Annotated in this window: 18 protein-coding genes; 4 read left to right on the forward strand and 14 right to left on the reverse strand. The window is 68.5% G+C overall.

The window, feature by feature from the left end; translation table 11 throughout:
• Window positions 1-218: 218 nt before the first annotated feature.
• Genes L2Y94_RS10285 through L2Y94_RS10295 form a run of 3 tightly spaced genes read right to left on the reverse strand, consistent with a single transcriptional unit; the run spans window position 219 to window position 1942 of the window.
• On the reverse strand, window positions 219-1046 hold the full coding sequence (locus tag L2Y94_RS10285) for a sterol desaturase family protein (RefSeq protein WP_247374920.1): 828 nt from the start codon (window positions 1044-1046) through the stop codon (window positions 219-221).
• Window positions 1047-1064: 18 nt separating this feature from the next.
• On the reverse strand, window positions 1065-1346 hold the full coding sequence (locus tag L2Y94_RS21425) for an EF-hand domain-containing protein (RefSeq protein ID WP_247375399.1): 282 nt from the start codon (window positions 1344-1346) through the stop codon (window positions 1065-1067).
• A 59-nt stretch (window positions 1347-1405) separates the two neighbouring features.
• A complete protein-coding gene (locus L2Y94_RS10295) occupies window positions 1406-1942 on the reverse strand; it encodes a hypothetical protein (protein WP_247374922.1) in 537 nt (178 codons plus the stop codon).
• Between the two features lie 183 nt (window positions 1943-2125).
• On the opposite strand from L2Y94_RS10295, the gene ompR reads away from it, so the two are divergent.
• The 3 genes from ompR to L2Y94_RS10310 are packed head-to-tail and all read left to right on the forward strand — an operon-like array spanning window position 2126 to window position 4996.
• A complete protein-coding gene (gene ompR, locus L2Y94_RS10300; protein WP_247374924.1) occupies window positions 2126-2845 on the forward strand; it encodes an osmolarity response regulator transcription factor OmpR in 720 nt (239 codons plus the stop codon).
• Window positions 2842-4107 (forward strand): ATP-binding protein, encoded by a 1266-nt coding sequence (locus L2Y94_RS10305; RefSeq protein ID WP_247374926.1) that lies wholly within the window; start codon window positions 2842-2844, stop codon window positions 4105-4107. The genes ompR and L2Y94_RS10305 overlap by 4 nt, the downstream gene beginning before the upstream one ends.
• A gap of 31 nt (window positions 4108-4138) precedes the next feature.
• Window positions 4139-4996 (forward strand): alpha/beta hydrolase, encoded by an 858-nt coding sequence (locus L2Y94_RS10310; protein WP_247374928.1) that lies wholly within the window; start codon window positions 4139-4141, stop codon window positions 4994-4996.
• A 36-nt stretch (window positions 4997-5032) separates the two neighbouring features.
• Here the strand turns inward: L2Y94_RS10310 and L2Y94_RS10315 are convergent, their stop codons facing one another.
• Entirely contained in the window at window positions 5033-6346 is a 1314-nt protein-coding gene (locus tag L2Y94_RS10315) for a carbohydrate-binding protein (protein ID WP_247374930.1), read from the reverse strand.
• A 371-nt stretch (window positions 6347-6717) separates the two neighbouring features.
• Between L2Y94_RS10315 and L2Y94_RS10320 the strand changes: the two genes are divergently transcribed.
• The gene (locus tag L2Y94_RS10320; RefSeq protein ID WP_247374931.1) at window positions 6718-7539 is read left to right on the forward strand and encodes a TIGR04325 family methyltransferase; all 822 of its coding nucleotides are present in this window, start codon (window positions 6718-6720) and stop codon (window positions 7537-7539) included.
• A gap of 375 nt (window positions 7540-7914) precedes the next feature.
• On the opposite strand, the gene L2Y94_RS10325 is transcribed toward L2Y94_RS10320, so the two are convergent.
• Genes L2Y94_RS10325 through L2Y94_RS10370 form a run of 10 tightly spaced genes read right to left on the reverse strand, consistent with a single transcriptional unit; the run spans window position 7915 to window position 24285 of the window.
• Window positions 7915-9105, reverse strand: a complete 1191-nt coding sequence (locus L2Y94_RS10325) for a hypothetical protein (RefSeq protein WP_247374933.1) — start codon at window positions 9103-9105, stop codon at window positions 7915-7917.
• Window positions 9102-10271 (reverse strand): glycosyltransferase family 4 protein, encoded by a 1170-nt coding sequence (locus L2Y94_RS10330; RefSeq protein ID WP_247374934.1) that lies wholly within the window; start codon window positions 10269-10271, stop codon window positions 9102-9104. The genes L2Y94_RS10325 and L2Y94_RS10330 overlap by 4 nt, the downstream gene beginning before the upstream one ends.
• A complete protein-coding gene (locus L2Y94_RS10335; RefSeq protein WP_247374936.1) occupies window positions 10268-10906 on the reverse strand; it encodes a polysaccharide deacetylase family protein in 639 nt (212 codons plus the stop codon). Before L2Y94_RS10335 ends, L2Y94_RS10330 begins: the two co-directional genes overlap by 4 nt.
• Entirely contained in the window at window positions 10903-12075 is a 1173-nt protein-coding gene (locus tag L2Y94_RS10340) for a glycosyltransferase (RefSeq protein WP_247374937.1), read from the reverse strand. The genes L2Y94_RS10335 and L2Y94_RS10340 overlap by 4 nt, the downstream gene beginning before the upstream one ends.
• Entirely contained in the window at window positions 12072-13190 is a 1119-nt protein-coding gene (locus tag L2Y94_RS10345; RefSeq protein ID WP_247374939.1) for a glycosyltransferase, read from the reverse strand. Before L2Y94_RS10345 ends, L2Y94_RS10340 begins: the two co-directional genes overlap by 4 nt.
• Window positions 13187-14542: a phenylacetate--CoA ligase family protein gene (locus tag L2Y94_RS10350; RefSeq protein WP_247374941.1), complete on the reverse strand. Its 1356-nt coding sequence runs from the start codon at window positions 14540-14542 to the stop codon at window positions 13187-13189. The genes L2Y94_RS10345 and L2Y94_RS10350 overlap by 4 nt, the downstream gene beginning before the upstream one ends.
• A gap of 1 nt (window position 14543) precedes the next feature.
• Window positions 14544-15806, reverse strand: coding sequence for an O-antigen ligase family protein (locus L2Y94_RS10355; RefSeq protein ID WP_247374943.1), 1263 nt, complete (start codon window positions 15804-15806; stop codon window positions 14544-14546).
• Complete coding sequence (locus tag L2Y94_RS10360) at window positions 15794-16891, reverse strand: polysaccharide deacetylase family protein (protein ID WP_247374946.1); 1098 nt, start codon at window positions 16889-16891, stop codon at window positions 15794-15796. The genes L2Y94_RS10355 and L2Y94_RS10360 overlap by 13 nt, the downstream gene beginning before the upstream one ends.
• A gap of 5 nt (window positions 16892-16896) precedes the next feature.
• Window positions 16897-18027, reverse strand: a complete 1131-nt coding sequence (locus L2Y94_RS10365) for a glycosyltransferase family 2 protein (protein WP_247374947.1) — start codon at window positions 18025-18027, stop codon at window positions 16897-16899.
• Between the two features lie 21 nt (window positions 18028-18048).
• Window positions 18049-24285 (reverse strand): non-ribosomal peptide synthetase, encoded by a 6237-nt coding sequence (locus tag L2Y94_RS10370; RefSeq protein WP_247374950.1) that lies wholly within the window; start codon window positions 24283-24285, stop codon window positions 18049-18051.
• Between the last annotated feature and the right edge of the window lie 325 nt (window positions 24286-24610).

Raw genomic sequence — 24610 nt, forward strand, 5'->3', positions numbered from 1 at the left:
GCGATGTCGGTCATGTTCGCTTGTTGCTTTTCGACTGGCAATAGCCGGGAGCCGGTGAGGGACGGCTCCCGCCATTCCCTCTCAGTACCCCAGGTTGCTCAGAGCGCGCTTCGTGTACTGCAACACGCTCGTGCTCGGTAGTAGGCGGCAGTGCCGTGTGAATTCCTCGTGTCGCGACCGTGCGACCGGAAGTGGGCGCGGCCCGCCGAAAGCTAACGCTACTCCGGCGGCCCGAAAAGCACGCGTCCATACTGTTTCCAGCCCCGCGCGTCTTTCAAGCTACGAAACATATGTACCCAGCCATGGAAGGCGATGCGGAAGGGATTATGGCTGTAGATGGGATTCACCAGACCGTACCGAGGCGGTTCGTCCTCGCGTTCCCGGCGGAACGAACCGAAAAGCCGGTCGAACACGATCAGTACCCCGCCGTAGTTGCAATCGATGTAATCCGGATTGCTGGCATGGTGCACGCGGTGGTGCGAAGGCGTATTGAACACGAACTCGATCGGCCTTGGCAGTCGTCCGATCAGTTCCGTATGCAGCCAGAACTGATACAGCAGGTTCACCGCCAGCGCGGCGAGCACCACGGGAACGGGAAACCCGATCCATACCAGCGGCGCGAAGAACACCGTCGCACCGGTGATCTTTCCTGTCCAGCCGAGGCGATACGCGGACGACAGCGTGTACTGGTTCGACGAGTGGTGCACCGAGTGGTTCAGCCAGAACCATTGGATGCGGTGGTCGGCACGGTGCATCACGTAGTAGCAGAACTCCTGGCCCAGGAAGAGCAGGGCCCAATGCCACCATCGGTCCATGGCGAAGGTGGCGATGCGCCATTGCCAGACCGCGTAAAGCACAGCGCCGGTGATGCCGGTCTTGAGCAACCCATTGACGAGCACGCGGCCCAGCGCGTCGCCGAGCGATGCCCAGTAGGCCTTCCAATCGTGGCCCAGGCCGCGGCGTTGCCGCAGCCACCCTTCGGCGGCGGCGATCAACACGAACAGCGGCAGCGGTAGCACCAACAAGCCGAGCGAGGACGTATCCATGGTGATCGCCTTGCCGGCTCAGCGGCCGAAGCGCTGTCGCGCGGCGCCGGCGGCCTGCCTGAGTTCGTCGGCCGACAGCTTTCCATCCTGATTGGTATCGATCTTGTCGAAGTTCTTGGCGATACGCGGCAGGCCGGCTTCGGCTTCCTGGCGATCGATGAAGCCGTCGCCGTTGGTGTCCGCGGCCTTCAGGCGTGCCTGTAGGTCCTGTTTGGCCTGGGCCGCGCGGTCGCTCTGCGCAAACGATGACATGGAGGCGACGATCAAGGTGGCGGCGAGCAGGTAGGTGAGCTTAGGCATGGGATACCTCATGAGTTGGAAAAGGAGACCATCCGTGATCGTTGGGGGAGGGGCGGGGATCAGTTGCCGCGGCAGGCGATCGTCTCGCCCGCGGCGTTGCTGCAGGTGCCGGTGTGGGTGATCACGCCGTTCTGCACGTTGGTCGAGCCGTTGTAGCTGTTGCCGTTCTTTCCGGTGGCGCTGGTGCTGCGGCTGCCGTTGACGTTGCCGTCGGCATCGCGGGCGATGCTCCCGCTGGTGGTCGCGGAGCCGCCGTTGGGGCCGTTAATGGACGCGCTTCCCTGTCGGCCGGCGCTTCCGTCGGCGTGGCGGTAGAAGCTGTCCTCGCGTTGCGCGGTACCGCCGTTGGCGCCGGCGGCATAGGCCCGGCTGTGGCCGTCGACGTTGCCCTGGCCGTCGCCGTGCACCTGGCGGCCCCGCGCAAAGGCGCCACGCTCGCCACGGGCCGCGGCCCCGGTGACGGCGGTGCGGCCTCCGTCGCCGGTATGGGCCACCGCATGGCCGCGGATTCGGCCTTGCGCCGACACATCGGGAATCGCGGCGGCCGATGTGCCGGTCAGCACCAGAGCCGCCAGTAGCAGGGTCGTTCTATTCATGGGATGTCTCCTTCCGGTCGGCGCGAGGCGTTCTCGCGGTGGAGCCACGCTAGTGCCCGCCGCCGGCGAAGGTGTGTCGCGATAGCCACGACATGTTTCCCCGTCGCGCCCTGGAAACATTTGCTTACACATGCCCCGGGAAGGGCGTTGCGCGGGCCCGCGGCTAGCCGCGATAGTGGCGCCATGGACGACACCCTGGCTCGCATCCTCCTGGTCGACGACGACGCGCGTTTGCGCGAACTGCTGCTGCGCTACCTGGAATCGCAGGGCTTCAAGGTCACGGGCGTGGGCGATGGCGCGCAGATGCGGCAGGCGCTGGATCGGAGCCATTACGACCTGATCGTGCTGGACCTCATGCTGCCCGGCGAAGACGGCCTCGATATCTGCCGCCGCCTCCGTGGCCAGGGTGACGACACGCCGATCGTGATGCTTACCGCCAAGGGCGACGAGATCGACCGCATCGTGGGCCTGGAGATCGGCGCCGACGACTATCTTCCCAAGCCGGTCAATCCCCGGGAGTTGCTGGCGCGGATCCGGTCGGTACTGCGGCGCGCCCGCCCCGCGCCCGGGGCGCCGGCGCCGGACGGCGGCGAGGTCCGGTTTGGTTCGTTCCGACTGGACCTGGGGCGCCGCGAACTCAGCCGGAACGGTGAACTGCAGCGGCTGACCACGGGCGAATTCGCAGTGCTGGCGGTGCTGCTGAAGCACCCACGGCAGCCGCTCAGCCGCGACCGCCTGATGAGCCTGGCGCGTGGACGCGAGCACGAGGCTTTCGAGCGGAGCATGGATGTCACCATTGCCCGCTTGCGCCGCTTGCTGGAGGACGACGTGCGCAACCCGCGCATCCTCCAGACGGTCTGGGGCGTGGGTTACGTCTACGTGCCGCCGGACGATCACGCATGAGTCGCCTCCCTTTACCGCGCAGCGTGTTCGGGCAACTCGTGCTGGTGATCGGGCTGGTGCTGCTCGGCGCGGCGGTGCTGGCGGTGGCAATAGGCCGTCAATTGACGACCCGCCCGGCTGCCGGGCAGTTGCTGAATGCCATGGATGGCTTCGCCGATGTCGCCGAGGAATTGGCACGCGTGCAGCCCCGCGAACGCTTCGTGGCCTATTTGCGCGACGCCGGACTGGCCGTGACCGAACGGCCGCCGTCGCCGCGAAATCCGCGTGCCGAGCCGTTCATGCGCGAGTTGCTCGAACAAGCGCCGAAACAGCTCGAGCGCGGTCGCGAGATGCGCCTGGGGCGCATCGGCACGGCGAACGTGGTGTGGCTGAAGTTGAATACGCAGCCGGCCTTGTGGATATCGTTCGCTTTCGATCAGCGCGGCAGTCGCGTATTGCGCTTTTCGGTACTGATGTTGCTCGTGGGCGCGGTGCTGGTCTGGCTGGCGGCGGCTTACTACGCGCGCCGCCTGGTGGTGCCGTTGCGCGGCCTGGCGCGATCCGCTCCGGCGATCGTGCGGGGCGAACCGCCTCCGCCAGGCGCCCTGGCGGGGCCGAGGGAAGTGCGGGATCTGGCGCGCGCCCTGGCCGATTCGAGCCGGGACGTACGCGAGTCCGCCGAGGAACGGGCGCTGATGCTTGCAGGCATCTCGCACGATCTGCGCACCCCGCTGACGCGGCTTCAGTACGCCGTCGAGCTCGTGCCCGATGCCGATCCGGAACTCCGCGCCGGCATGCATCGCGATATCGCCGACGTCGACGCGATCCTGTCGCAGTTCATCGCTTACGCGCGCGACGGCCGCGACGAAGCCAGCGAACCGCTCGACCTGGCAGCGCTGTGCCGCCACGCGATCAGCGCCTGCGAACGCGAGTGGCAGGTGGAAACGCCGACCTGCGCACCGATGACCGGCAAGCCGATGGCGTTGCAGCGTGCGGTGGGGAACCTGCTCGTGAACGCGCAGCGTCACGGTGCGCCGCCCTACGCGCTGCGGCTTTCGCGGCAGGGCGAGGTTTGGCGGATCGAGGTCACCGACCACGGTCCCGGCTTGTCCGAGGAAGCGGCGCAGCGCGCCCGCCAGCCATTCGTGCGCGGCGAAGGTGGCGGTACCGGGCTGGGACTGGCGATCGTCGAGCGCGTCGCGCGCCAGCACGGCGGTGAATTAAGGCTGCTGCCGCTGCATCCCCATGGTTTGGCGGCAACGCTCGTGTTGCGCGGAAGTTGATCCTGTCGTCGACGAGGCGGACGTTATGGGTATGAGGCGAACGTATGTGGTGGCCGGCGCGGCATGGGTCGCATGGGGCCTGGCCGGCATCGCGCATGGCGCGCACGAGGAGGCGCGGCCGGCCGAAGCACGGGTGATGCACGACGTCGCCTATGGCAGCGATCCTCGACAGCGTTTCGACGTTTACCTGCCGCCGTCGCCACGTCACGCACCGGTGATTTTCATGGTGCACGGAGGCGCCTGGGCGATCGGCGACAAGACCGGTCCGGGTGTCGTCGACAGCAAGGCCGCCTACTGGCTGCCGAAGAACTATGTGCTGGTATCGGTGAACTATCGGCTGTTGCCCGACGCCAAACCGTTGGAGCAGTCCGGGGACGTGGCACGGGCATTGGCCGCCGCGCAACGATTGGCCGCGTCGTGGGGCGCGGACCCCCAGCGGTTCGTCTTGATGGGGCATTCGGCGGGTGCGCACCTGGTCGCCTTGCTGGGAGCCGACCCGGAACGGCTAGCCGCTGCCGGTGCCGTCCGGCCGCGAGGCGTCGTTTCCCTGGACAGCGCCGCGATGGACGTCGTGCAGATCATGGAATTTCCGCGCCATCCCCGGCTTTACGACCGCGCCTTCGGCGAGAATCCGCGCGACTGGGCCGCGGTGTCGCCCTATCAACAACTCCGGTCCGGAGCGCTGCCGATGCTGGCCGTATGTTCCAGCCGGCGTTTTGACGCCTGCCCGCAGGCGCGCCGCCTCGCGCAGAAGGCGGCAACACTCGGTGCGCGGGTCGACGTGTTGCCGCAAGACCTGTCGCATGCCGAGATCAACCGAACACTGGGCCAGCCCTCGGATTACACGGCGCGCGTGGACGCCTTCATCGAAGGGCTCGTCGCCCCGTAACGGGAGCCGGTGAGGGCCGGCTCCCGTCGTTCCCGCTCAATAGCCCAGGTTGCTCAGGAACCGCTTCGTGTACTGCAAGACGCTCGTGCTCGGCAGCGAGTTGCAGGTGGGCGAGGCGGTACTCTGCGAACACGGCGTGTCGCGATCCAGCGACCAGAAGTGCACGCCGGCGAGCTTGTTGGCCTCGGCATAGGTCGTCACGTCGTCGATGTCGGCGACCGTGAAGATCTCGCTCGAGGTGTCGTTCACGCCGATCATCGGCGTCACCTCGATCTTCGAGAACGGCAGGCCGTAGGTGTGTTGGAGGTTCTTCACCGCCTGGATGGTCGACTGGCCCATGTCGCAGCTGCCGTTCACCACGACGCACAGGCCGCTGCCCGTGGAGCCGTAGTCCATCGTCATCAGGTTGACGGTGTAGTTCTTCAGGCTCGAAGCCTTCAACAGCTTCACGACCTTGTCGCCGGTGGCGTTGAGGCCGCCGAAGCTACCGTCGGAAGCCGCGAGCGTGGCCAGGGTGAACGAGAAACGCAGGTTGGGGTAGGTGGCCTGCACAGCCGCGGAGTTGTTCACCAAGGCCTGCAACTGCGCGTCGCTCTGGCCACCTTCGATGTCGTAATCGATGCCGACGAGGTGGGCACTGTTGTAACGGGCGATGAAGCTGCTCAGTCCCGTGGCGCTGCCGCAGGTGAAGACGCCCGCCTGGCCGCCGGTGGACACCACGTAGTTCACGCCCGCGCTGTTGAGGCGCTGGATGTTGGCGGAGGCGAAGGCCTGGCCCGGAATGCCGCCCCAGTTCTCGCTGCCGCATTCGCCGGTGGCGAAGGCGAGCGTGATCGCGCCGAGGTTGGGTACCTGCGTGGATACCAGGCTTCCCGAGCCGACGACGGGCAGGCGCGTACCGGTCACCGACGAGGACATGATGTTGGTGTTCCAGTCCATGTTGATGGTCACGTCCTTGTACGGGCTGAACAGCAGGTCGCCCGCGCCGGGAGGCGGATTGCCCGGATTGCCGGGGTCGCCCGGGTCGCCGGGATCCCCCGGATCGGTGCCGCCGCCGCTGCAAGCGCCCTGCGAGGTCCAGGGCTGGCCGGAACCCGCGCCGCCGCTGTGGGTGGCGGGATCGTCGCCCTGGGTCCACCAGTTGGCGACATAGTTGCTGCCGTTGCGGCTGGCGACGTTGCCCCCCGTGTACACGGCGGTGGACGTCCACGCCGCGGCGCAGGCGGTAGCCGCGTGCGCCTCGCGCATCGGAATCACCGATGAGAAAGCGAGCGCGATGGCGACGCCGAGCGTACCGGCGCAGCCGCCGGCGAGCGCGCCGGAGCGCGCCTTGAGTGCTTTGGAAAACATGTTGCCTCCCTGGATCGAGTGGTATGGACCAACGCGAAGGGGAGGAAAGCACCTCCCCGAGGTACTGCCGACCGCACGAATCGCGAACCGGTTTAGTCCTCGATGACAACGTTGTCTATCCCTTCGATACGCAAAGTGTGACTGCTCGCGTGAATATTTTTGTCGCACAGCGGCAGGAAGTGACGGAGTAAAGCCGGTTACACGACAGCGCGACGCTGACGCATCGCACCACCCGATCGATAGGTGTTTTCGGCCATTTTGTCCCAGGGATGACAACGAAGGTCATCACCGAACGGTCTGGACATTTGCCATATGGGCAGGCCGTCGGCACCGGCGCATGCTCGGTTCACACCACCCGAAGCGGCCATGCCATGAATGCGCAGCTCTTTCCAGCGGTGCGGCAGGAAATGCCCAGCCGTCTGCCCTTCCTGAGGGCCTGGCAGGAAGCCCGATACGCCCGGCGGTTCTTCGCGCACACCGCGCTCACGCACCACCTGTATCGAGGTGTTTTTGCCACGTTCGACGAGGCCCAGGCGAGCATTCCCGCCGATCACGCCAGCGGTTACGACAACACGGACTCCGCCGAACTCTACCGGGAGCGGACGCGACGCGTATTCATCAACGATTACCCGATGATCCATTGGCTGGGCCGGTGTTTCGACGAGGGCATGGACGAGGTGTTCGATATCGGTGGCCACATCGGCATCGCGTACTACGCCTACCGCAAGTACCTCACTTACCCGAAGGATCTGCGCTGGACGGTGATGGATGTGCCGGCCGTGAACGCCGCGGGAGAACACTGGGCCGCGGAACACGATCCGACCCACCAACTGCATTTCGCCGACGACGTGGCCGATGCGTCGGGTTGCGACGTGCTTTTCGCGGCGGGCTCGTTGCAGTACCTGCGTTACAGCCTGGCGAGCGCATTGCGGCGGATGCCCACGAAGCCGCGCTACCTGCTGCTCAACTCCGTGCCCGTGCATCTGCACGAATCGTATTTCACCGTGCAGAACATCGGGGTGGCCTGTTGCCCCTACCGGGTGACGGCCGAGAGGGAATTTCTAGGCGGCCTCACCGGCCTGGGTTACCGGCTGCTCGATCGCTGGGAGAACCCGCAGCGCCATTGCACGATCCCCTTCCATCCGGAGCTGTCGCTGGACAGGTATTTCGGGTTCGCGATGCGATTGGACTAGGTCGTGGCCCGAGCACGTCGGAGGCGAAGGCCCGCGAGGTGGCTGGCCGCCCACTGGCTGGAGTCGACCGTGACGGTGGCGCGACGGCACTTCGCCTCCGGGCGCGTGGGGCACGGCTTGCGGCTGGCGGCCGGTAGCGCGGTGAATCTCGCGAAGGGGGTGCAGCTCTACGGCGAGGGCGTGCGGCGCCGGACGATCGGGGCCGGCGGCTTCGATGGGCGGGGTGTGAACCTGGGAACGCGGGCGGCGTTCTGACAGCCTATCGCGGACAGGGGCCGCTCCCACCCTCCGGTAGCAAGCTCGCTTACCGAAGGGCTTGCCACGGCCAACGGCAAACCTGCCTACCGATGGGTGGGAGCGGACCCTGTCCGCGATTCACGCTTGCGATACCGCTACCGTTTCCGAAGCGGCCGTCACGGTCTTACCCGGCTTCCCCAACTCGAAATCCCGATACCGGTTCGGATTACCCACATGCCCCGCCTCGGCCGCCTTGGCGATGTTGTACATCTCGCGCGCCGTCACGTAGTGCAGCACGTAGCGCTTGCCGTCGTTGTACCGCGATTCCAGGTACGCGTGCATGTCGTCCACCGGCTGGCCCAGCAGGGTGTCCATGTCGCGCTCCTGGGTGCCATGCGTATGCACCTTCACGAAGACCCACTCGGGCCGGCCCTCCACGTGGACGCCCGTACGCACCCATTGGTCGACGCGGTCGCGCGTCGGAGGGCAACCGCGGCGCACGTCGGAGTTCTCGATGCGCGGGATGAGGCCGAAGCGGCGGTTCTTCCAGTTCAGGCCGAGCACGCCCTGGATGATGAGCAGGTCGCCGCTGGGCCGGCCGCCGACGCGCATGCGTACGCCGGTGTCGTGCGACTTCGGCCGATGCGGATCGTCGGTGGCGTAGTAGATGGCGTTGGACATCCGCGTCTGCGTGTCGCTGGGCGCGGAGGGCAGGGTGAAATCGGCGTAGCAGCCCAGTTGGCGCAGCAGCACCAGTTCGTTGTCGATGCCGCACCAGCGGCCGTCGGCACGCGAGTTGTCCAGGCACCAGTTCCCGTGGATGAAGGCGAAGCGGAGCTGGCCCGTCTTCGGGTCGCGCGGCAGGGCGTCGTGGCGCTCGTGCAGCAGGCGGTTGAAGCGCTCGATGGTGGCGACGAAGTTCTCGGGCGTGTCGTTGTCGTGGTGCAGGTGGATCTCGATTTCGCCGTAGCCGTCGGCGCACAGCGCCTGCAGCTTGTCGAGGTGTTCGGGTACGTATTCCTCTTCCGGGTAGAAGAAGCTGTGCTGCGGCACGTGGCCGTCGGCGTCGCGGTGGCGCGAGGCCATGGCGCGGTACTCGGTGCACCAGCGGTCCACGCGGCGTCGCTGGGTATCCATGTCCACGCGGCCCCAGTTGGGCTCGAAGTGGTCGACGAAGCAGAACATCACGTGCACCGGCCCGTCCACGCGCGGCGGCGGCTTGCGGACGAGGTAGTCCCACAGCCAGTACTGCATGTTGCGCGCGCGGATCGCCACCGTCACGGCGACGGCGACCAGCAGGAGGATCACGAGGACGGCGAGGGCGATCACGCGGCGGCTCCGGTCGGTACCAGCGTGAGCAGTTGCTCGGCGTTGTTGCGCCACTGCCGCTCGCTGGCGATGTAGGCCCGCGCGGCATCCCCCACGCGACGTCGTTCATCGGTCCGGGCAGCCAGCGCCAGCACGCGTTCCACGCAGGCGGCGGCATCGCCGCGCGGGAACAGCCAGCCGGTGTGGCCGTCGGCGATCACCTCGGCCACCGGTGCGTAATCCGGTGCCACCACCGCCACGCCCATCCCCATGAACTCGAACAGTTTCATCGGAGAGCCGTAGTGGTTGGAATTCGGCAGGACGGCATAGTCCATGCAGGCGATCCAGCTGGCCACGTCCTCGTGCGGTACGCGACCGGGCAAGAGGACGCGGTCGGCAAGGCCTCGCGCGGCCACCAGCTCGCGCACGGCGGGCAGCGTCTTGCCGTCGCCCACGAAGACCAGGGCAAGGTCGGGGGCTTCGGCGAGGCGGTTGGCGATGGCTTCCACGAACGCGTCCATGCCGTGCCAGTGGGCGAACGCGCCGATGTGGCCACAGACCGTTCGGCCTTCCAGCCCGCGCTGGCGACGAAGTCCCGCGCGATCGAAGCGCGAGGGATCGAAGCGCGGCAGGTCCACCGCGTTGGGTGACACCACCGACGGGGCGATGTCGCCGTAGGCGGCCAGCGCCTGGTCGCGGAAATAGGTGGAGATGAAGACCAGGCCCGTCGCGTTGCGCAGGCACCAGCCTTCGATGCGTCGGGCGAGGCCCTTCATGGTCAGCGGGCGCACGCGATCGACCAGCGCCGAGTCGTTGATTTCCAGCACGATCGGCACGCCGCGACGCTTCGCCAGCCACACGGTGGCGAAGAGAAACAGGGAATAACGCTCGTACACGAGCGATGGCGTGCCCTTGCGCCAGGCCCTTGTCATGCGCAGCAGGGTGACGAGGTTGTAGAGCAGCTCGAACATCTCGAACACCACGCCGGGCAGGCGGGTGACGAATCCGGCGAGGCGCCCCGGTTTGCCGCTGCCCCCCGTTTCGTCGTGCTCCTTCTCCGGATCGGCGCCGGGAAAGGACATCACCGACACCGTATGGCCCAGTTCGCGCAACGCGTTGACGATGCCGCGGATGTGCACGCCTTCCACGTGCCGGCCGCGCGTGCGGTGGTGATAGAGGATATTCATGGCGAGGTGCCCGAAAGCGCGGCGAAGCGAAGGCCGCGCGCGTGCCACTCGGGCAGCACGGTATCGAGGGCCCGGGCGGCCTTGTGGCTGTCGTCGTGCATCAGCACGATGTCACCCGGCGCGGGCGGATCGTCGAGCAGGCGCGAGACCAGGGATTCGACGGGATGGTCCTGGTAGTCGAGGCTGTCGTACGACCAGTACACCAGGTTGCGCTTGTGCCTGGCGAAGTGGATCAGCAACTGCGCGCCGACGTAGCCGCTGGGCGGCCGCATGCGGTGGTGCGGACGGTCGTCGAAGCGGCGCAGCAGGGCATCGGTGCGGTAGACCTCGTCGAGCTGCTTGGCGATGTCCATGTTGGAGAACGACCAGTGGCTGTACGAGTGGTTGCCCACCATGTGCCCCTCGGCCACGATGCGCTCCACGATCTCCGGGTGCGCTTCGATCTTCTCGCCCACGAGGAAGAAGCTGGCCTTCACGCCGTGCCGGGCCAGCACGTCGAGCAGTTCGGGCGTGTGTTCCGGTTCGGGGCCGTCGTCGAAGGTGAGGTAACACAGGGCACTGTCGCGCGTGCGGGTGATCACCAGCGTGTCGGGCAGCAGGGCCAGGAGGTCTTGTTTTTTCGGTTTGCGGATCATGCCTTGGCACCCAGGTGGAGCGGTTCACCCGCGGCGACGCGCGCGAGCACACGCTCCAGGCGGTCGATATTGTCGTCCCAGCGGAAGCCGGCGGCATGTGCCGCGATGGCCTGCGCATCGACATGGCGTTCGAGGGCTTCGACCAGCGCCGTGCCCAGTTCGTGCGGCTGGTGCGGCGGTACGAGGATGCCCGCGTACGAGGGCACCACTTCGGGAATGCCGCCCACGGTGGTGGCCACCACCGGCGTGCCGCAAGCCATGGCCTCGAGCACCACGTTGGGTACGCCTTCGTTGTGGCTGGGCAGGCATAGCACGTCGGCGGCACGGAACCAGTCGACCAGGCCGGCGTGATCGGTCGCCCCGGCGAAGCGCACGGCGGTGGCGCAGCAGAAACCGCTGGCGAGGCTTTCCAGGCTCGCGCGGTCGGGACCGTCGCCGACGAACACCAGGCGAGCGTCGTGGTGCCGCTCGGCGAAGACCGGGAACGCCTTCACCAGGTCGTGGCAACCCTTGCTCAGCTTGAGGTTGCCCGCGTAGAGCACCACCGGCACCTCGGGCGGCAGGCCGAGCTTCCTGCGCGCCTCGATGCGGTCGCCGGGATGGAACAGCCGCGTGTCCACGCCGTTGTAGAGGGTTTCCACCTTGGCCTCGGGCGCGCCCAGCGCCACGGCCTTGGCGGCCAGGGCCTTGCTCACCGCGAGCACGGCGCCCGCGCCGCGAAGCGCCTGGCGGATCTGCGGACGCCGCAGCCGTGCCTCGGCCTGCACGTTGAGGTCGCTGCCGTGCACCTTCACCACGTAGGGAATGCCGAGCAGGCGCGCGATCCAGCCCGCCGCCACGGCATCGGGAAAGGCCCAGCTGGCGAGCAGCACGTCGTAATGCGCCGCGCGCAGGGCGCGCCCGTGCTGCCACATCACGCACAGAAAGAAGCACAGGGCGTTGAGGAAACGGCCGACGCCGGGTGGGTGGTAGAAGGTGAAGCATTCGGTGACCACGCCGGGCACCGTCGCATCGCCCTTGCGTTCGCCCATGCGCTCTCGGAAATCCACCGCCGCCAGCACGTGCACGTCGTGGCGCTGGGCCAGCCGCTGGAACTGCTGGCGGTTGAACGCGCCACGGCGCGGATCCCACGGCGTGGGAAAGAGGTTGGTGACGGCGAGCACCTTCATGGGCTGGTCTCCACGCCGCCGAAGTAGAGCTGGCCGTAACGCGCGGCCATCACGTCGAGCGAACCGTGGGTCTCGACCCAGGCCCGCGCGGCACGGCCCAGGCCGGAGGCCTGTTGCGAGCCGTGCAGCATGTCGAGCATCGCCTCGGCCAGCAGGGTCGGGTCGGAGGGCGGCACGATGCGTCCGGTGCGGCGGTCGCGCACGATCTCCGCGTTGCCGCCCACGTCGGTGGCGACGATGGGCAGGCCGGTGGCGCAGGCCTCGAGCAGGGCCATCGAATAGCCCTCGGTCACCGACGAGAGCACGAACAGGTCCATGCCCTGCAACAGCTCCCGCACGTCGTTGCGGTCGCCGAGGAAATGCACGCTGCCCGCCACGCCCTCGTCGAAGGCGCAGGCGCGCAACGTATCGCGCAGCTCGCCGTCGCCGACGATCACCAGGGCCGTGTCGTGATGGTTGCGCCGTACGATGCGGAACGCCCGGATCAGGCTGGCGTGATCCTTGGCCCAGTTCAATCGTCCCACCGTGCCCAGGATGCGCGTGCCGACCGGCACGTTGATCATCCGGGCCAGGCGCTCGTGCATGGTATCGGAGGCCAGTTCGAAGTGGTCGAGCGCGATGCCGTTGGGCACCACGCAGGTCTTGTTCGCGGGCGCGATGCCGCGACGGATGGCGTCCTCGCGTGCCGCCTCGCATACGGCGACCACGGCGTCGGTGGCGCGCATGGCCCGGCGGAACAGCCACTCGCGGCGGCCCGGCCGGCGCGCCGCGCCCATCCCGTGGCGGGTGTTCACCACCTGACGGATGCCCATGCCGGCGCTCGCCAGCACCGCCTGGTAATGGGCCACGGCATTGTGCGTATGGAGCACCTCCGTGCGATGGTCGAGCAGGTGCGCACGGGCGCGGCCCAGCGCGCGAAGGTCGAGGCCGTCGCGCTTGCCGCAGGCGTGCACGGGGATGCCGAGCGCGTCGAGTTCGCTCGCCAGCGTGCCGCGCTCGTAGAGGCAGACCACCTGGACCGCGTCGCCCTGGGCATGCTGGGTTTTCACCAGGTCGAGCACCATGCGCTCGAGGCCACCGCGATTGAGGTTCTCCACGAAGTGGGTGATGTTCACGGGGCCAGCTCCGAAACGGTCACGCGCAGCTTGCCGCTGCGGGTCAGGGGAATGTCGTCGACGAAGTGGCAGTGCAGTTGCGCGCTGTCGCCGAGCACGCGCGATACCTCGCGGCGGATGTAATCGAGCGAGGCGTCGTCGAATTCGCGGCCGCGGACGATGGAGAGGTCGAGCCGGTCGAGCTGACGTTGCACGAGCTGGAAACGGGTCAGCCCCGGTACGTCCTTGAGCATGTGCGGGAAGAATTCGCCCGGCAGGATGTGGCCGTCCGGCGTGCGGATGGCGTCGAGCTTGCGCCCGTCCACCGAGGCCAGCATCGGCAGCCCGCGGCCGCACTGACACGGCCGGGCACGCTGCGTGGCCATGTCGCCGTTGACGTAGCGGATGAAGGGCATGCCGTGGTTGAACAGGTCGGTGATCGCCACCTCGCCGCTGCCGTCGCGCGAGGGCATGCCGTCGGCACCGAGGGTTTCGACGATCAGGTGATCGGCGTTCACGTGCAGGCCGTCCCGGTGCTCGCATTCGGAGGCGATCAGCATGAACTCGCGGCAGCCGTAGGTATTGAAGGCGGGCGCGCCGAAAGCCCGCTCGATGAGCTCTCGCTGGAACGGATGCAGGGCCTCGGCGGCACCGATGATCGACACGGGTTTCGCCACGCGCCGCCCGGTGGCGATGAGCCATTCGGACAGCCGTACCAGCGGGCCCACGTAGCCCACGATCACTTCGGGGCGGTAGGCGTCGATGGCGTCGGCGTAGTCGGCCATGTTCGACTCGCTCATGGGAAAGCTGTCGAGCAGCTTGCGGCCGAACACGGCGTTGTAGGCGCGGTCTTTCCACTTGTGCGAGAGGCTCTGCTCGCCGACCGGTCCGCCCCACAGGAACAGCGTGCGCCGTCCCATGCGCGAGCCGGCCCAGCCGTAGCCGCGCCACATCACCGCCACGCGGCGGTCGTTGCTTTCGCGGGTGAAGCCGAAGCGCAGCGGTTCGCCGGTGGACCCCCCGGTGGCCTTGTAGCCGAGCGAATCCTTCAGCGACACCGCTTTCATGTCGTCGAAGTTCTCGCGGATGTCGGCCTTGGTCAGCACCGGCAGGAGCGCGATGTCCGCGGGCTTGCGGATGTCGAGGGGGGTGATGCCCAACGCGTCCCAGCGGCGCCGGTAGTAGGGCACCTCGCGATAGCACCAGTGGACGAGGCGGCGCAGCCGCTCGAACTGAAGGGCGGCGAGGTCGTCCGCGGCCAGCCATTGGTCGCGTTCGTAGCGGCGCATGTGGCGCGGCGTGTCGCGACGGCGAAGCCCGCCTTCGTAGGCGGGCCAGATCACGTGGCGCAGGGCGGAAGCGTAGAAGCTCATGTCAGGTGGTCCGTAGCAGCACGGCGACGAGGACGAAGATGAAGGCCACGCCGCCGGCCCCGAGGGGTACCCAACGCCAGCCCTGGTTGGCCAGGCGGAAGCGCGGAAGCTCGGGCCAACGGCGGCGCGCACCCACGTAATAGCCGGCGACCATCGCGGCGATGAGGTAGAGCACCACCATGTAGCTGCGGCTGAGGAAGAACGCGGCGGCGAACAGGCCGCACAGCGAGAGCAGCAGGGTGAGCGCCATCTGCCGTTCGGCCACCCATTCGGCCGCCTTCGCGGCATCCTGGGTCTCCGCCGGGCGATGGCGTACCACCGTGAGCATCATCCAGAAGCCGTAGCCGACGAAGGCCAGCCAGAGCACGAAGCCGGCGAAGCCGGTTTCCGCCAGCACGAGCACGAAGGAGTTGTGCGCGGTGAGTTCGTTGTATTCGGTGAAGTTGCCCGCGCCCACGCCGAACAGCGGATTGTCGCGAAACATTTCCAGGCCGGCGTACCAGGCGTCGACGCGACCGGCCGCGGATTCCTCCCCGGCGTCGAGTTCGTCCATGCGGGAGGACACGAGCTTGAGCGCCACCAGGCCCAGCACGCCGAGCGTGCCGGCCACCATCATGCCGCGGCGATACCAGAGGTAGCAGCCGGCCACCACCAGCACGGCGAGCATCGCGCCGCGCGAGTTGGTGAGGTAGGTGCCGTAGAGCAGCAACGCGGCGCAGCCCAGCCAGAACACGCGGGCAAACCCGCGACCCGGACGGCCCAGGAACACCGCCATGGGCAGGGTGGCGGCGAAGAGCAGGCCCAGGTCGTTGGGATCGTTGAAGATGCCCACGTACTGGATGCGGTTTCCCTCGCCGATGGGGATACCCGTCCAACCCACGCCCGTCTTCGCCTGCTGCACGCCGTGCAGGGCGAGGATCGCGGCGCAGACGACGAACACCGCCATGGCCGTGCTTACCCGGCGCTGCGTGGTGCAGGCCGCGCCGAAGACGAAGAAGGCGATCACCACGGGTCCGAAACGGGCCAGTTCGTCGATGGCGCCGCCGCTCCAGCCGTTGGTGACCTGCGAGATCATCAGGATCAGCAGGAACGCGGGCAGGATCACGAATTGCGGCGCTTCGAACGTCTTGGCGTTCGAGAACATCCAGGCGCCGAAGGCGAGCAGCAGCACCACCGGCAGGATCGGCACGAGGTCGAGCCCCGGCACGTAATCCTGCGGCCGGATGATCGTCAGCACCACGTAGACGAGGATCAGGGGGAACATGGCTGTTCCCTGGGCCCCTGTACCTCGTGGGCGACGGTGGGGTAGCTCATCAGCTGCGGCAGCGCGAGCATGGCCGCGAACCAGCCCGGGCCCATGTTGCTTTCCACGGGCAGCCGGTACAGCGAATAGCGGTTCTCCGAAGGCTCGGGGTTGGTGCCGCAGACGTAGCTGCAGGCGAGCTGGAAACCCGCCTTGCGCGTGGCGGAGACCACGGCGTCGTTGTACGCGCGGTCGCCGCCCACCGGGTACGACATGAGCAGGGCCGGGTTGGTCAGCTCGCGGTCGAGCGCGGCCTTCGATTCGCGCACCTCGCGCTCCATCTCGTCGATCGGCAGGCGCGCGAGCATGCGGTGATGCACGCCGTGCGAGCCGAATTCCAGGCCGGCCGCTTCCATTTCGCGCGCCTGGTCCCAGGTCATCGGGCGGCAGTCCTGCGGCCGGGCGTTGGCCGAGGGCATGTTCCATTCCGTTTCCAGCCGTTCGGTCATGGCGGCCTGGCCGAGCGCGTCGAGCCACTTCATGCGCAGCAGTACGTTGCCCGCGATGCGACGGCGCAGCGCGCGCTCGCGCGGTATCGCGACGTCGATGCCCAGTTCCGGCAGCACCAGGCGCGGCCGGTCGGTCATCAGGATCATGTGCACCAACCAGTCGTACGCATACGGCTTGCCCGTGTCGATGTGCCCGGTCGATACGAAGAACGTCGCGGGCACCTTCAGTTCGTCGAGGATGGGGGCGGCGATGCGGTAGTTGTCGTCGTAGCCGTCGTCGAAGGTCACGGCCACGGTGTCCGGCGGCAGCGCTTCGCCCGCATCCAGCGCGGCCACGACGTCGGTGAGGCGCATCGGGCGGAAGTAGCGCTTGATCCGGCGCATCTGTTCGCGGAATTCCTCCGGCGGCGTGCTGATGAGTTCCAGGTCGAACTCGTAGGTATCCGGATCGGGCAGCGGCATCACGCGGTGGTAGGCGAGGATGCGCAGGTCACGCTGCCACCAGGCGCGGACGCGCTGCAACGAATAAAGGAGGCCACTGCTGTAGCACAGCTGGCCCAGACGGCCACGGATACCGGGAGCGCCTCGTTGGTTCATGGAAGTCACCATAGGTGCAGCCTTCGGTTACGGGCGAAGGCGAGCAGGGCCTGTGCCGCGAACAGGTTGAGGTAGAAGAAAGCCACCGCGACGCGCAACGGAAACCAGCGGCCCAGGGCAGGGCGCAGGCGTGCCACGCCGACCATCGCCGTGGCGACGGCCACGCCGCTGAAGCCCGCCGCGTACATCGGGTGGCGGGTGAACAGCAGGCCGCAGCCCAGCGTGAACCCGACGATCAGCCAGGGAGCGAGCAGGCGCAGGAGCTTGTGGCTCACGAAACGGAACCACAGCGGGTTGCTCCAGGGCAGCAGCAGCCATGGGGCGAGCTGCACGAGCTGGTAGTTGCCCGCCAGGGTGCGGATCTTGCGGCGGCGCTCGTCGTCGGGATGCTGCGAAGGCTGGTCCCAGGCGATGGCGCGCGGTTCGAACACCACGCGGAAGCCGCGCGCGGCCACGCGCATCGGCACCAGCACGTCGTCGAGCACGGTGCCCTCGGGCAGGCGCTCGAACAGGTCGCGGCGCATCGCGTAGAGCGCACCGCTCACGCCGATGGTGGAACCGGAAAGCGCTTCCGAACGGCGGATCAGCTTCTCGTAGCGCCAGTAGAAATCCACGCCTTGCGCGAACCCGCCGCGCACGTTTTCCATGTGCAGTTCGCCGCCCACCGCGCCCACGGTAGGATCGGCAAGGTTGGCGACGAGCTCGCGCAGCGCGCCGGGCGCCAGGCGCTGGCGTATGTCGGTGAAGAGGATCACGTCGCCGCGTGCCTGGGCCACGGCGTCGTTGAGACAGGCGGCCTTGCCGCGGCGATGGGCGAAGGCGAGCACGCGCAGGCGCGGGTCGGTGTCGCGGCGGGCCACGGCGACGGTGTCGTCGGTGCAACCGTCGCAGGCCAGGATGATGTCCACGCGGTCTTGCGGGTAATCGAGCGCGCGCAGGTTGGCGAGTTTGGCGCGTACCAGGCGGGAGCCGTCGTGCACGGCGACCACCACGGTGACGCTCGGCTGCGCCGCGCCGCGCGCGACAGGCAGCGGACGCATCCGGGCCCAGCACCCCATGATGAGCGGGTAGCCCACGAACACGTGGACCAGCAGTCCCGCGGATATCCAGCACATCAACCAGGCGATCTGAGTCATGGCGCTCCCCCTGTCGCGCCGTCAGCCGCGGTGCAGCAGGCGGCTGAAGAAACCGCGCTGCTTCGGTGGCGACGACGTGGGCTTGGCCAGGGCGAGGTCCGCGGCAAGCGTGCCGAGCGTGCCGTTGGCGATGTCGAGCAGGTTCATCTGCACGCCGGTCAGCTTCTGCACGCGCGTGGCCATGTCCACGGCCAGCAGCGAATGCCCTCCCACGTCGAAGAAGTTGTCGCTGGTGCGTACGCGGCTCATGCCCAGCAATTCCTGCCACACCGAGGCGAGCAGGCGCTCGCTGTCGGTCGCGGGCGTGACATCGGCTTCGGCGAGACCGGCCACGGCGCCGGTGGGTATCGGCAGGGCATCCACGTCGACGTCCCCATGCGCAAGCAGCGGGAAGGCGTCGAGCGTGACCAGGTGCGCGGGCATCGCCCAGGCCGGCAGCGCGGTGGCGAGGGCCGCGCGAAGCTGTTCTTCGTCGACCGGCGTGCCGGGCGCGGCGACCGCGTAGGCATCCACCCGCACGCGGCCGTCGCCGTCGCGGCGGGTCACGGCCAGGGCCTTGACGATGCCGGGTTGCGCTAGCAGCAGGCTTTCGATCGCCGCGGGTTCCAGGTCCATGCCATGGCGGCGCATGCGGCGATCTTCACGTCCGAGCACCTGGACATGGCCCTCGGCCAGCCAGCGTCCGGTGTATCCGGTGGGCCGCGTCGCACTCGTGGGTGCGTCATGGCGTGCGCGCTGTCCAAACGGCGTCGCGGTGGCGGGGCCGCTCACCACGATGCCGCCTGCCGCGCCGATCGGGCAAGGCTCGCCGTCCTCGTCCACGATCCAGACACCGCAGCCGGGAATCGGTCGGCCCTCATGGAGCGTATCGCCGCCACGCTCGAGCCGCCCGACGGTGGCGACCGGCGCGATGGCCGGATCGCCGAAGACGTTCCACGCGTCGTTACCGCGCCGGATGCGGACCGTCCAGCCGTCGGCCGAGGCGAAATGCGTGTCGGCGACCCGTGCGGCGTCGTCGACCCAGGTTGCCCCGTGCGCGAGTGCGACCAGCGGCGCGAGGGCCGAGAACGGGTCGCCTGGCAACGCGTCGCCCGATAGCGTCTCGCCCGGTGCGGGCGCGATCAGCCGACCGAGGGCGTCGACGATGCGTGCGGTGGCGTCGCGCGACAGCGCGGCACCATGCGCGCGACCGTCGGCGTCGACGCCGTGCCAGGCGAGCAGGGTGGTCTCCGACGTGAGCGCCGCGAACGGCAGCAGCGCGTCGTCGTCCTCGGGCAGGTGCGCATCGAGCCAGAGAGCGCAGTCGGCGGGCCAATCGAGCATGGCTTCCAGCGCCGAGTCGCCCACCATGAGGGTCGCGTGCGCGTCGGCGAGGACATCGCGCAATCGCGCGACCGGATCGGCGCGATCGAGCAGCAGGGCCGTGGCACCCGTGCGCATCGTGGCCAGCAGCGCGGCAAGGCGGGCTTCGCCCGGATCGACGCAGATGCCCACGGCCACGCCCGGCGCCGCGCCCCGTTCGGCGAGCGCGCGGGTCAGGCGCAAGCTGTCCGCGTACAGCGTGGCGTAGCTGATGGCCTTGCCCGCGTGGCGAAGCGCGATCGCGTCGGGCGACGCGGCGACGCGGGCATCGAAGGTTTCGATCAGTTCGGCCGGCGCTTCCGCCGAGGCCATGTTCCATTCGTTCATGCGACCGCGCTCGTCGCCGGTGGCCGCGACGAGACGGCCCACCGCGATCGCCGGGTCGCGGATCACGGCCTGCATCATGCCCAGGTAGCGCTCGCGCATGAGCCTGGCCGTACTGGCCTGCAGCAGGTCGGCGTTGTAGGTCACGCCGCCGACCATGCCGGCGTGGTTCTCGAGGAACCACAGGCCCATGTCTTCGGTGGCCGCGCTCTGGAACAGCAGGATCTGCTCATGGGCGAGGCCACCCCAATCGACGTTGCGCTGGCGGGCGTCCTGGAACGAGAACAGGGCCTGGTAGAGCGTGGCGCCGTTGCCGTGGCCGATCTTGAGTTCGCGCTGGAGGTATTCCAGCGGCACGTCGGGATGACCGAAGGCCTCGATGGCGGTGCGCTTGACCTGGCGCACGAACTCCACGAACGACAGCGCCGGGTCCACGTGCACGTGCAGCGGCAGCAGGTTGTTGAAGTAGCCCATGACCGACTCGAGTTCGGTCTGGTTGCGTCCGCGCACGGGCGTGCCGACCACGAGGTCGCGCTGCCCGGCGGAGCTGGAGAGCATCGCGTAGTAGAGCGCGAGCAGGGTCATGTTGAGCGTGGCGTCGGCCTGTCGCGCCACCTCGTGCATGGCGTCGGTGGTCTCGTGGTCGACGTGGATCCACTCCGTGCGGCCCAGACCGGACATGCCGGGCCGCCGCGGATGGTCGGTCGGCAACGGGCGGATCGCGCCCATGCGGGCCAGGCGGTCGCGCCAGAAACCCAGCTGCGACTGGAACGCCGGCGTCTCCAACCACTGCGAATGCCATTCGGCGAAGTCGCCGTAGGTGACCGGCAGGGGCGCGAGCGGCGAGGCCTGGCCGGCGGCGAACGCGCGATAGAGCGCCGACAGTTCGTTGTAGAGGACGTCGAACGACCAGCCGTCCCAGATGATGTGGTGCGGCATGAAGAACAGCGCGTGTTCGTCGTCGGCCAGGCGGAACATGCGCGCGCTGAAGAGCGGCGCGGTGCCGAGGTCGAACGGCGTGTCGGTGAGTTGCTGCAGGCGCTCCATCAGGCGCGTTTCGCGTTCTTCGGAAGGCAGGTGGCTGAGATCTTCGGCCGGGAAAAGGCGATGGTCGAGCTGCGGTCGCACCACCTGCACGAGGTCGCCGCCCTCGTCGTGGAACGACGTGCGCATGGAAGGCTGGCGCTGGATCAGCGCCCGGAAGGCCATCTCGAAAGCGTGTTCGTCGAGGATGCCGCGCAGCCGATGGGCCGACGGCGCGTTATAGGTCACCCGGCCGGGATGCATTTTTTCCAGTGCCCACAGACGGCGCTGCATGAGCGATAGCGGTGCGCGGTCCTGCGCGTCGCGATGGGCGATCGGCGCGATGGCCTCGGCTTCGGTGCCCGAGAGCGAATCGATGGCGGTGGCGAGGTGCTCGATGGTGGGCGCGTCGAACAGCGTGCGGAACGACAGCGCGATGCCGAACTCGCGGTTGAGGCGCGCGGTGAGCTGCGCGGCCAGCAGCGAGTGACCGCCCAGGGCGAAGAAGTCGTCGCGCACGTCCATGTCCGGAAGGCAGAGGACCGCCTCCATCGCCGACGCCACGCGGCGTTCGGTTTCGGTACGCGGGGCGACGCGCTCGCCGGGCGACGACACCGCGTGACCCATCGGCGGCGGCAGCGCCTTGCGGTCGGTCTTGCCGTTGGGCAGCAGCGGCATCGCCTCGAGCACCACGATGTGTTGCGGCAGCATGTATTCGGGCAGACGCGTGCGCAGGCGTGCGCGCAGCGCGTCCTCCTGCACGCTGGCCCCGTCGCGCGGCACCACGTAGGCGACCAGGCGCACGTCGCCGGGCCTGTCTTCGCGGGCCATCACCAGCACGCGCGACAGCTCGGGCGCGTCGGCGAGCACGGCTTCGATCTCGCCCGGCTCGATGCGGTAACCGCGCACCTTGATCTGGAAATCGAGGCGGCCGAGGTGTTCGAGCAGGCCGTTGGCCAGCCAGCGACCCTTGTCGCCGGTGCGGTACATGCGGCTGTCCGGCGTTTCCGACCAGGGATCGGCCACGAAACGCTCGGCCGTGAGTTCGGGACGCTCGAGGTAGCCCAGGGTGACTCCCGCGCCGCCGATGTGGATCTCGCCCGGCACGCCGAGCGGGCAATGGTTGCCGTGCGCGTCGAGCACGTGCACGGTGGTGTTGGCGATCGGACGACCGATGTAGATGCCCTCGCGCGGATCGGATACCCGCCAGAACGTGGAGTACACCGTGGTCTCGGTGGGGCCGTAGCCGTTCCACACTTCGCCGCAGCGGTCGAGCAGGGCTTCGGCCAGGTCCACCGGCAGCGGCTCGCCGCCGGAGATGGCGCGAAACGCGGGGCGCCCCGTCCAGCCCGCGTCGACCAGCAGGCGCCAGCCGGCGGGCGTGGCTTGCATCATGGTGGCATCGCTTTCTTCGATGAGGCGGCGCAGCTGGGCGCCGTCGCGCACGTCGTCGCGCCCTGCTACCACCACCTCGGCGCCGCTGGTGAGCGGCAGCAGCAGTTCCATGAAAGCGATGTCGAACGACAGCGTGGTCACCGCCACGAGACGGTCGTCCGGCGCGATGCCCGGCACGCGCTGCATCGAGGTGAGGAAGTTGGCCGCGGAGCGGTGCGGCACGCGCACGCCTTTGGGGCGGCCCGTGGAACCGGAGGTGAAGATCACGTAGGCGACCGAATCCGGCGTGCCGGCGCGACGATCGCGCTCGGGACGATGGAACGAAGCGTAGGCCACCTCGTCGCTGTCCAACGACATCACGCGCGAGGCGTCGAACTCGAAAGCGGGCGGCGTGGCGTCGTCGACCACGAGGGCGGCCAGCGAGGCATCGCTGGCCATGAAGGCGAGGCGGTCGGCGGGAAAGGCCGGATCGAGCGGCACGTAGCCCGCGCCGGCCTTGAGCGTGCCGAGCACGGCGGCGAGCATGTCCACGCCACGGCCCAGGCACAGGCCCACGAGGTCGCCGTGGCCGATGTCGCGGTCGCGCAACGCGTTGGCGATCCGGTTGGCGCGCGACTCCAGTGCCGCGTAGGTCAGCGAGCGATCGGCGTGGCGCACCGCGGCGCGTTCCGGTGCGCGGTCCACCTGCTGCTCGAAGAACTCGTGCGCCAGGCGCAATTCGGGAAACGGCGTGGGTGCCGGTTGCAGGGCGGCCAGTTCGCGATAGACCGCGTCGGACACCACGGGCAGCGCGGTGGCGACGGTGTCCGGTGCGCGAGCCGCTTCGCGAAGCAGCGTGGCATAGGCGTCGAGCCAGCCCTGCACGGTGGCGCCGTCGAAGAGGTCGGCGTTGTACTGGCATTCCAGGCGCAGGCCATCGCCGGTCTGCACCGCGTTGATGAAAAGCTCGAAGTTTTCGTACTCGCGCGGCACCGCGTCCACGTCGAAACGCAGGGCCGGAAAACGCGCGGTGCTTTCGTCCAGGCGGGCATCGAGGTTGAACAGCACCGACACCAGCGGCAGGCGCGAGGGATCGCGCGCGAGCGAGAGGTGGCCGAGCAGGCTGCCGAGGGTGTAGCGCTGATGTTCGAAGGCGTCGAGCAGGTCGCCGCGCACCGTGCGCAGCAGCGTGCCGAACGACACGTCGTCGGCCACCCGCGCGCGCAGCGGCAGCACGTTGACGGCGTGCCCCACCAGGGTGTCGAGCCCTTCGGCCGCCTGGCCGGCGGTGGGGATGCCGATCACCACGTCATCCTGTCCGGCGAGGCGGTGCAGCAGCACCGCGAAGCCGGTCAGCAGGGTGGCGTAGAGGCTGGCCTTGTGGCCGGCGCCGAGTTGCCGGATGGCCGCCAGTTCGGCGGCATCGAGCATGCGGTCTTCGCGCCGTGAGGCGAACGTACGGCGTCGCGGGCGCGAGCGGTCGGTGGGAAGGTCCAGTACGGGCGCCGCGCCGGCGAAGCGGTCGAGCCAGTACCTTTCGTCCCCCCGTGCCGCTTCCGTTCCCCCGTGCGCCGCCTCGGCCAACGCGAAGTTCGAGAACGCGCCGGCGGGAGCGGGGCCCGTGCCCTGGTCCAGCCGCTGCGCGTAAAGGGCGGCGAGATCGCGCACGATCACGCCGAACGACCAGCCGTCGCACACGATATGGTGCGCGGCGATGGTCAGGATGTGGCGGTCGTCGCCGAGGCGGAACAGCTCGGCGCGGACCAGCGGACCGTGCTCCAGGTCGAACGGCGTGGTCACGATGCGCGAATAGGCATGCATGATCCGCGCGTCGCTCTCGAAGGGCGGCAGCAGCGAAAGGTCGTGGAAGGCCAGCGGCAAGGTGAGCCGCTCGGCAATGAACATACCCTCGCCGTCGCCGCTGAAGGTGGCGCGCAGGGCTTCGTGGCGGTCCACCACGTCCTGCAGCGCGCCTTCGAGGGCCGGCACGTCGGGCAAGCCCCTGAACGTGATCGTCACGGCTTCGTTGTAAGCCAGGGAGGCTTCCGGCTCCAGCCGGGATGCCAGCCACACCTCTCGCTGCGCGGCCGTCGTCGGCACGAGGCGCGTCAGCGGCGCGCCGGCGAACGGGTCGTAGTCGACCGCCGTGGCGGCGGCCAGCTCTTGCGGCGTCATGCGGTCACCTTCAGGTACTTGCCCGGCGCATCCGGGTTGGAAACGAACCGTGCCGGACAGCCGTCCGGCGCGGCGAAGTCAACGTCGACATCGAGCCATGGAACGGCTCTGTGGAGCGGCATAGGCCGAACGGCCAGGCGGGTCCCCCGGGGCGTCGCAACGACGGTCGTTCCCTCGTTCTCCGCTTTCCGATGCCGTTGCAAGGCTGTCGTCCCGTCCGTTTTCATGCGATCCCCCTGGTGCGACAAGGGGCCGGTCGACCTCTTGCGTGTGCAGGTTATTTATAGCCTTGGGGGAAAAGCGGGCCTATACGACAGGCGGGCTA

The sequence above is a fragment of the Luteibacter aegosomatis genome (genome assembly GCF_023078455.1).
GTDB classification, from domain to species: domain Bacteria; phylum Pseudomonadota; class Gammaproteobacteria; order Xanthomonadales; family Rhodanobacteraceae; genus Luteibacter; species Luteibacter aegosomatis.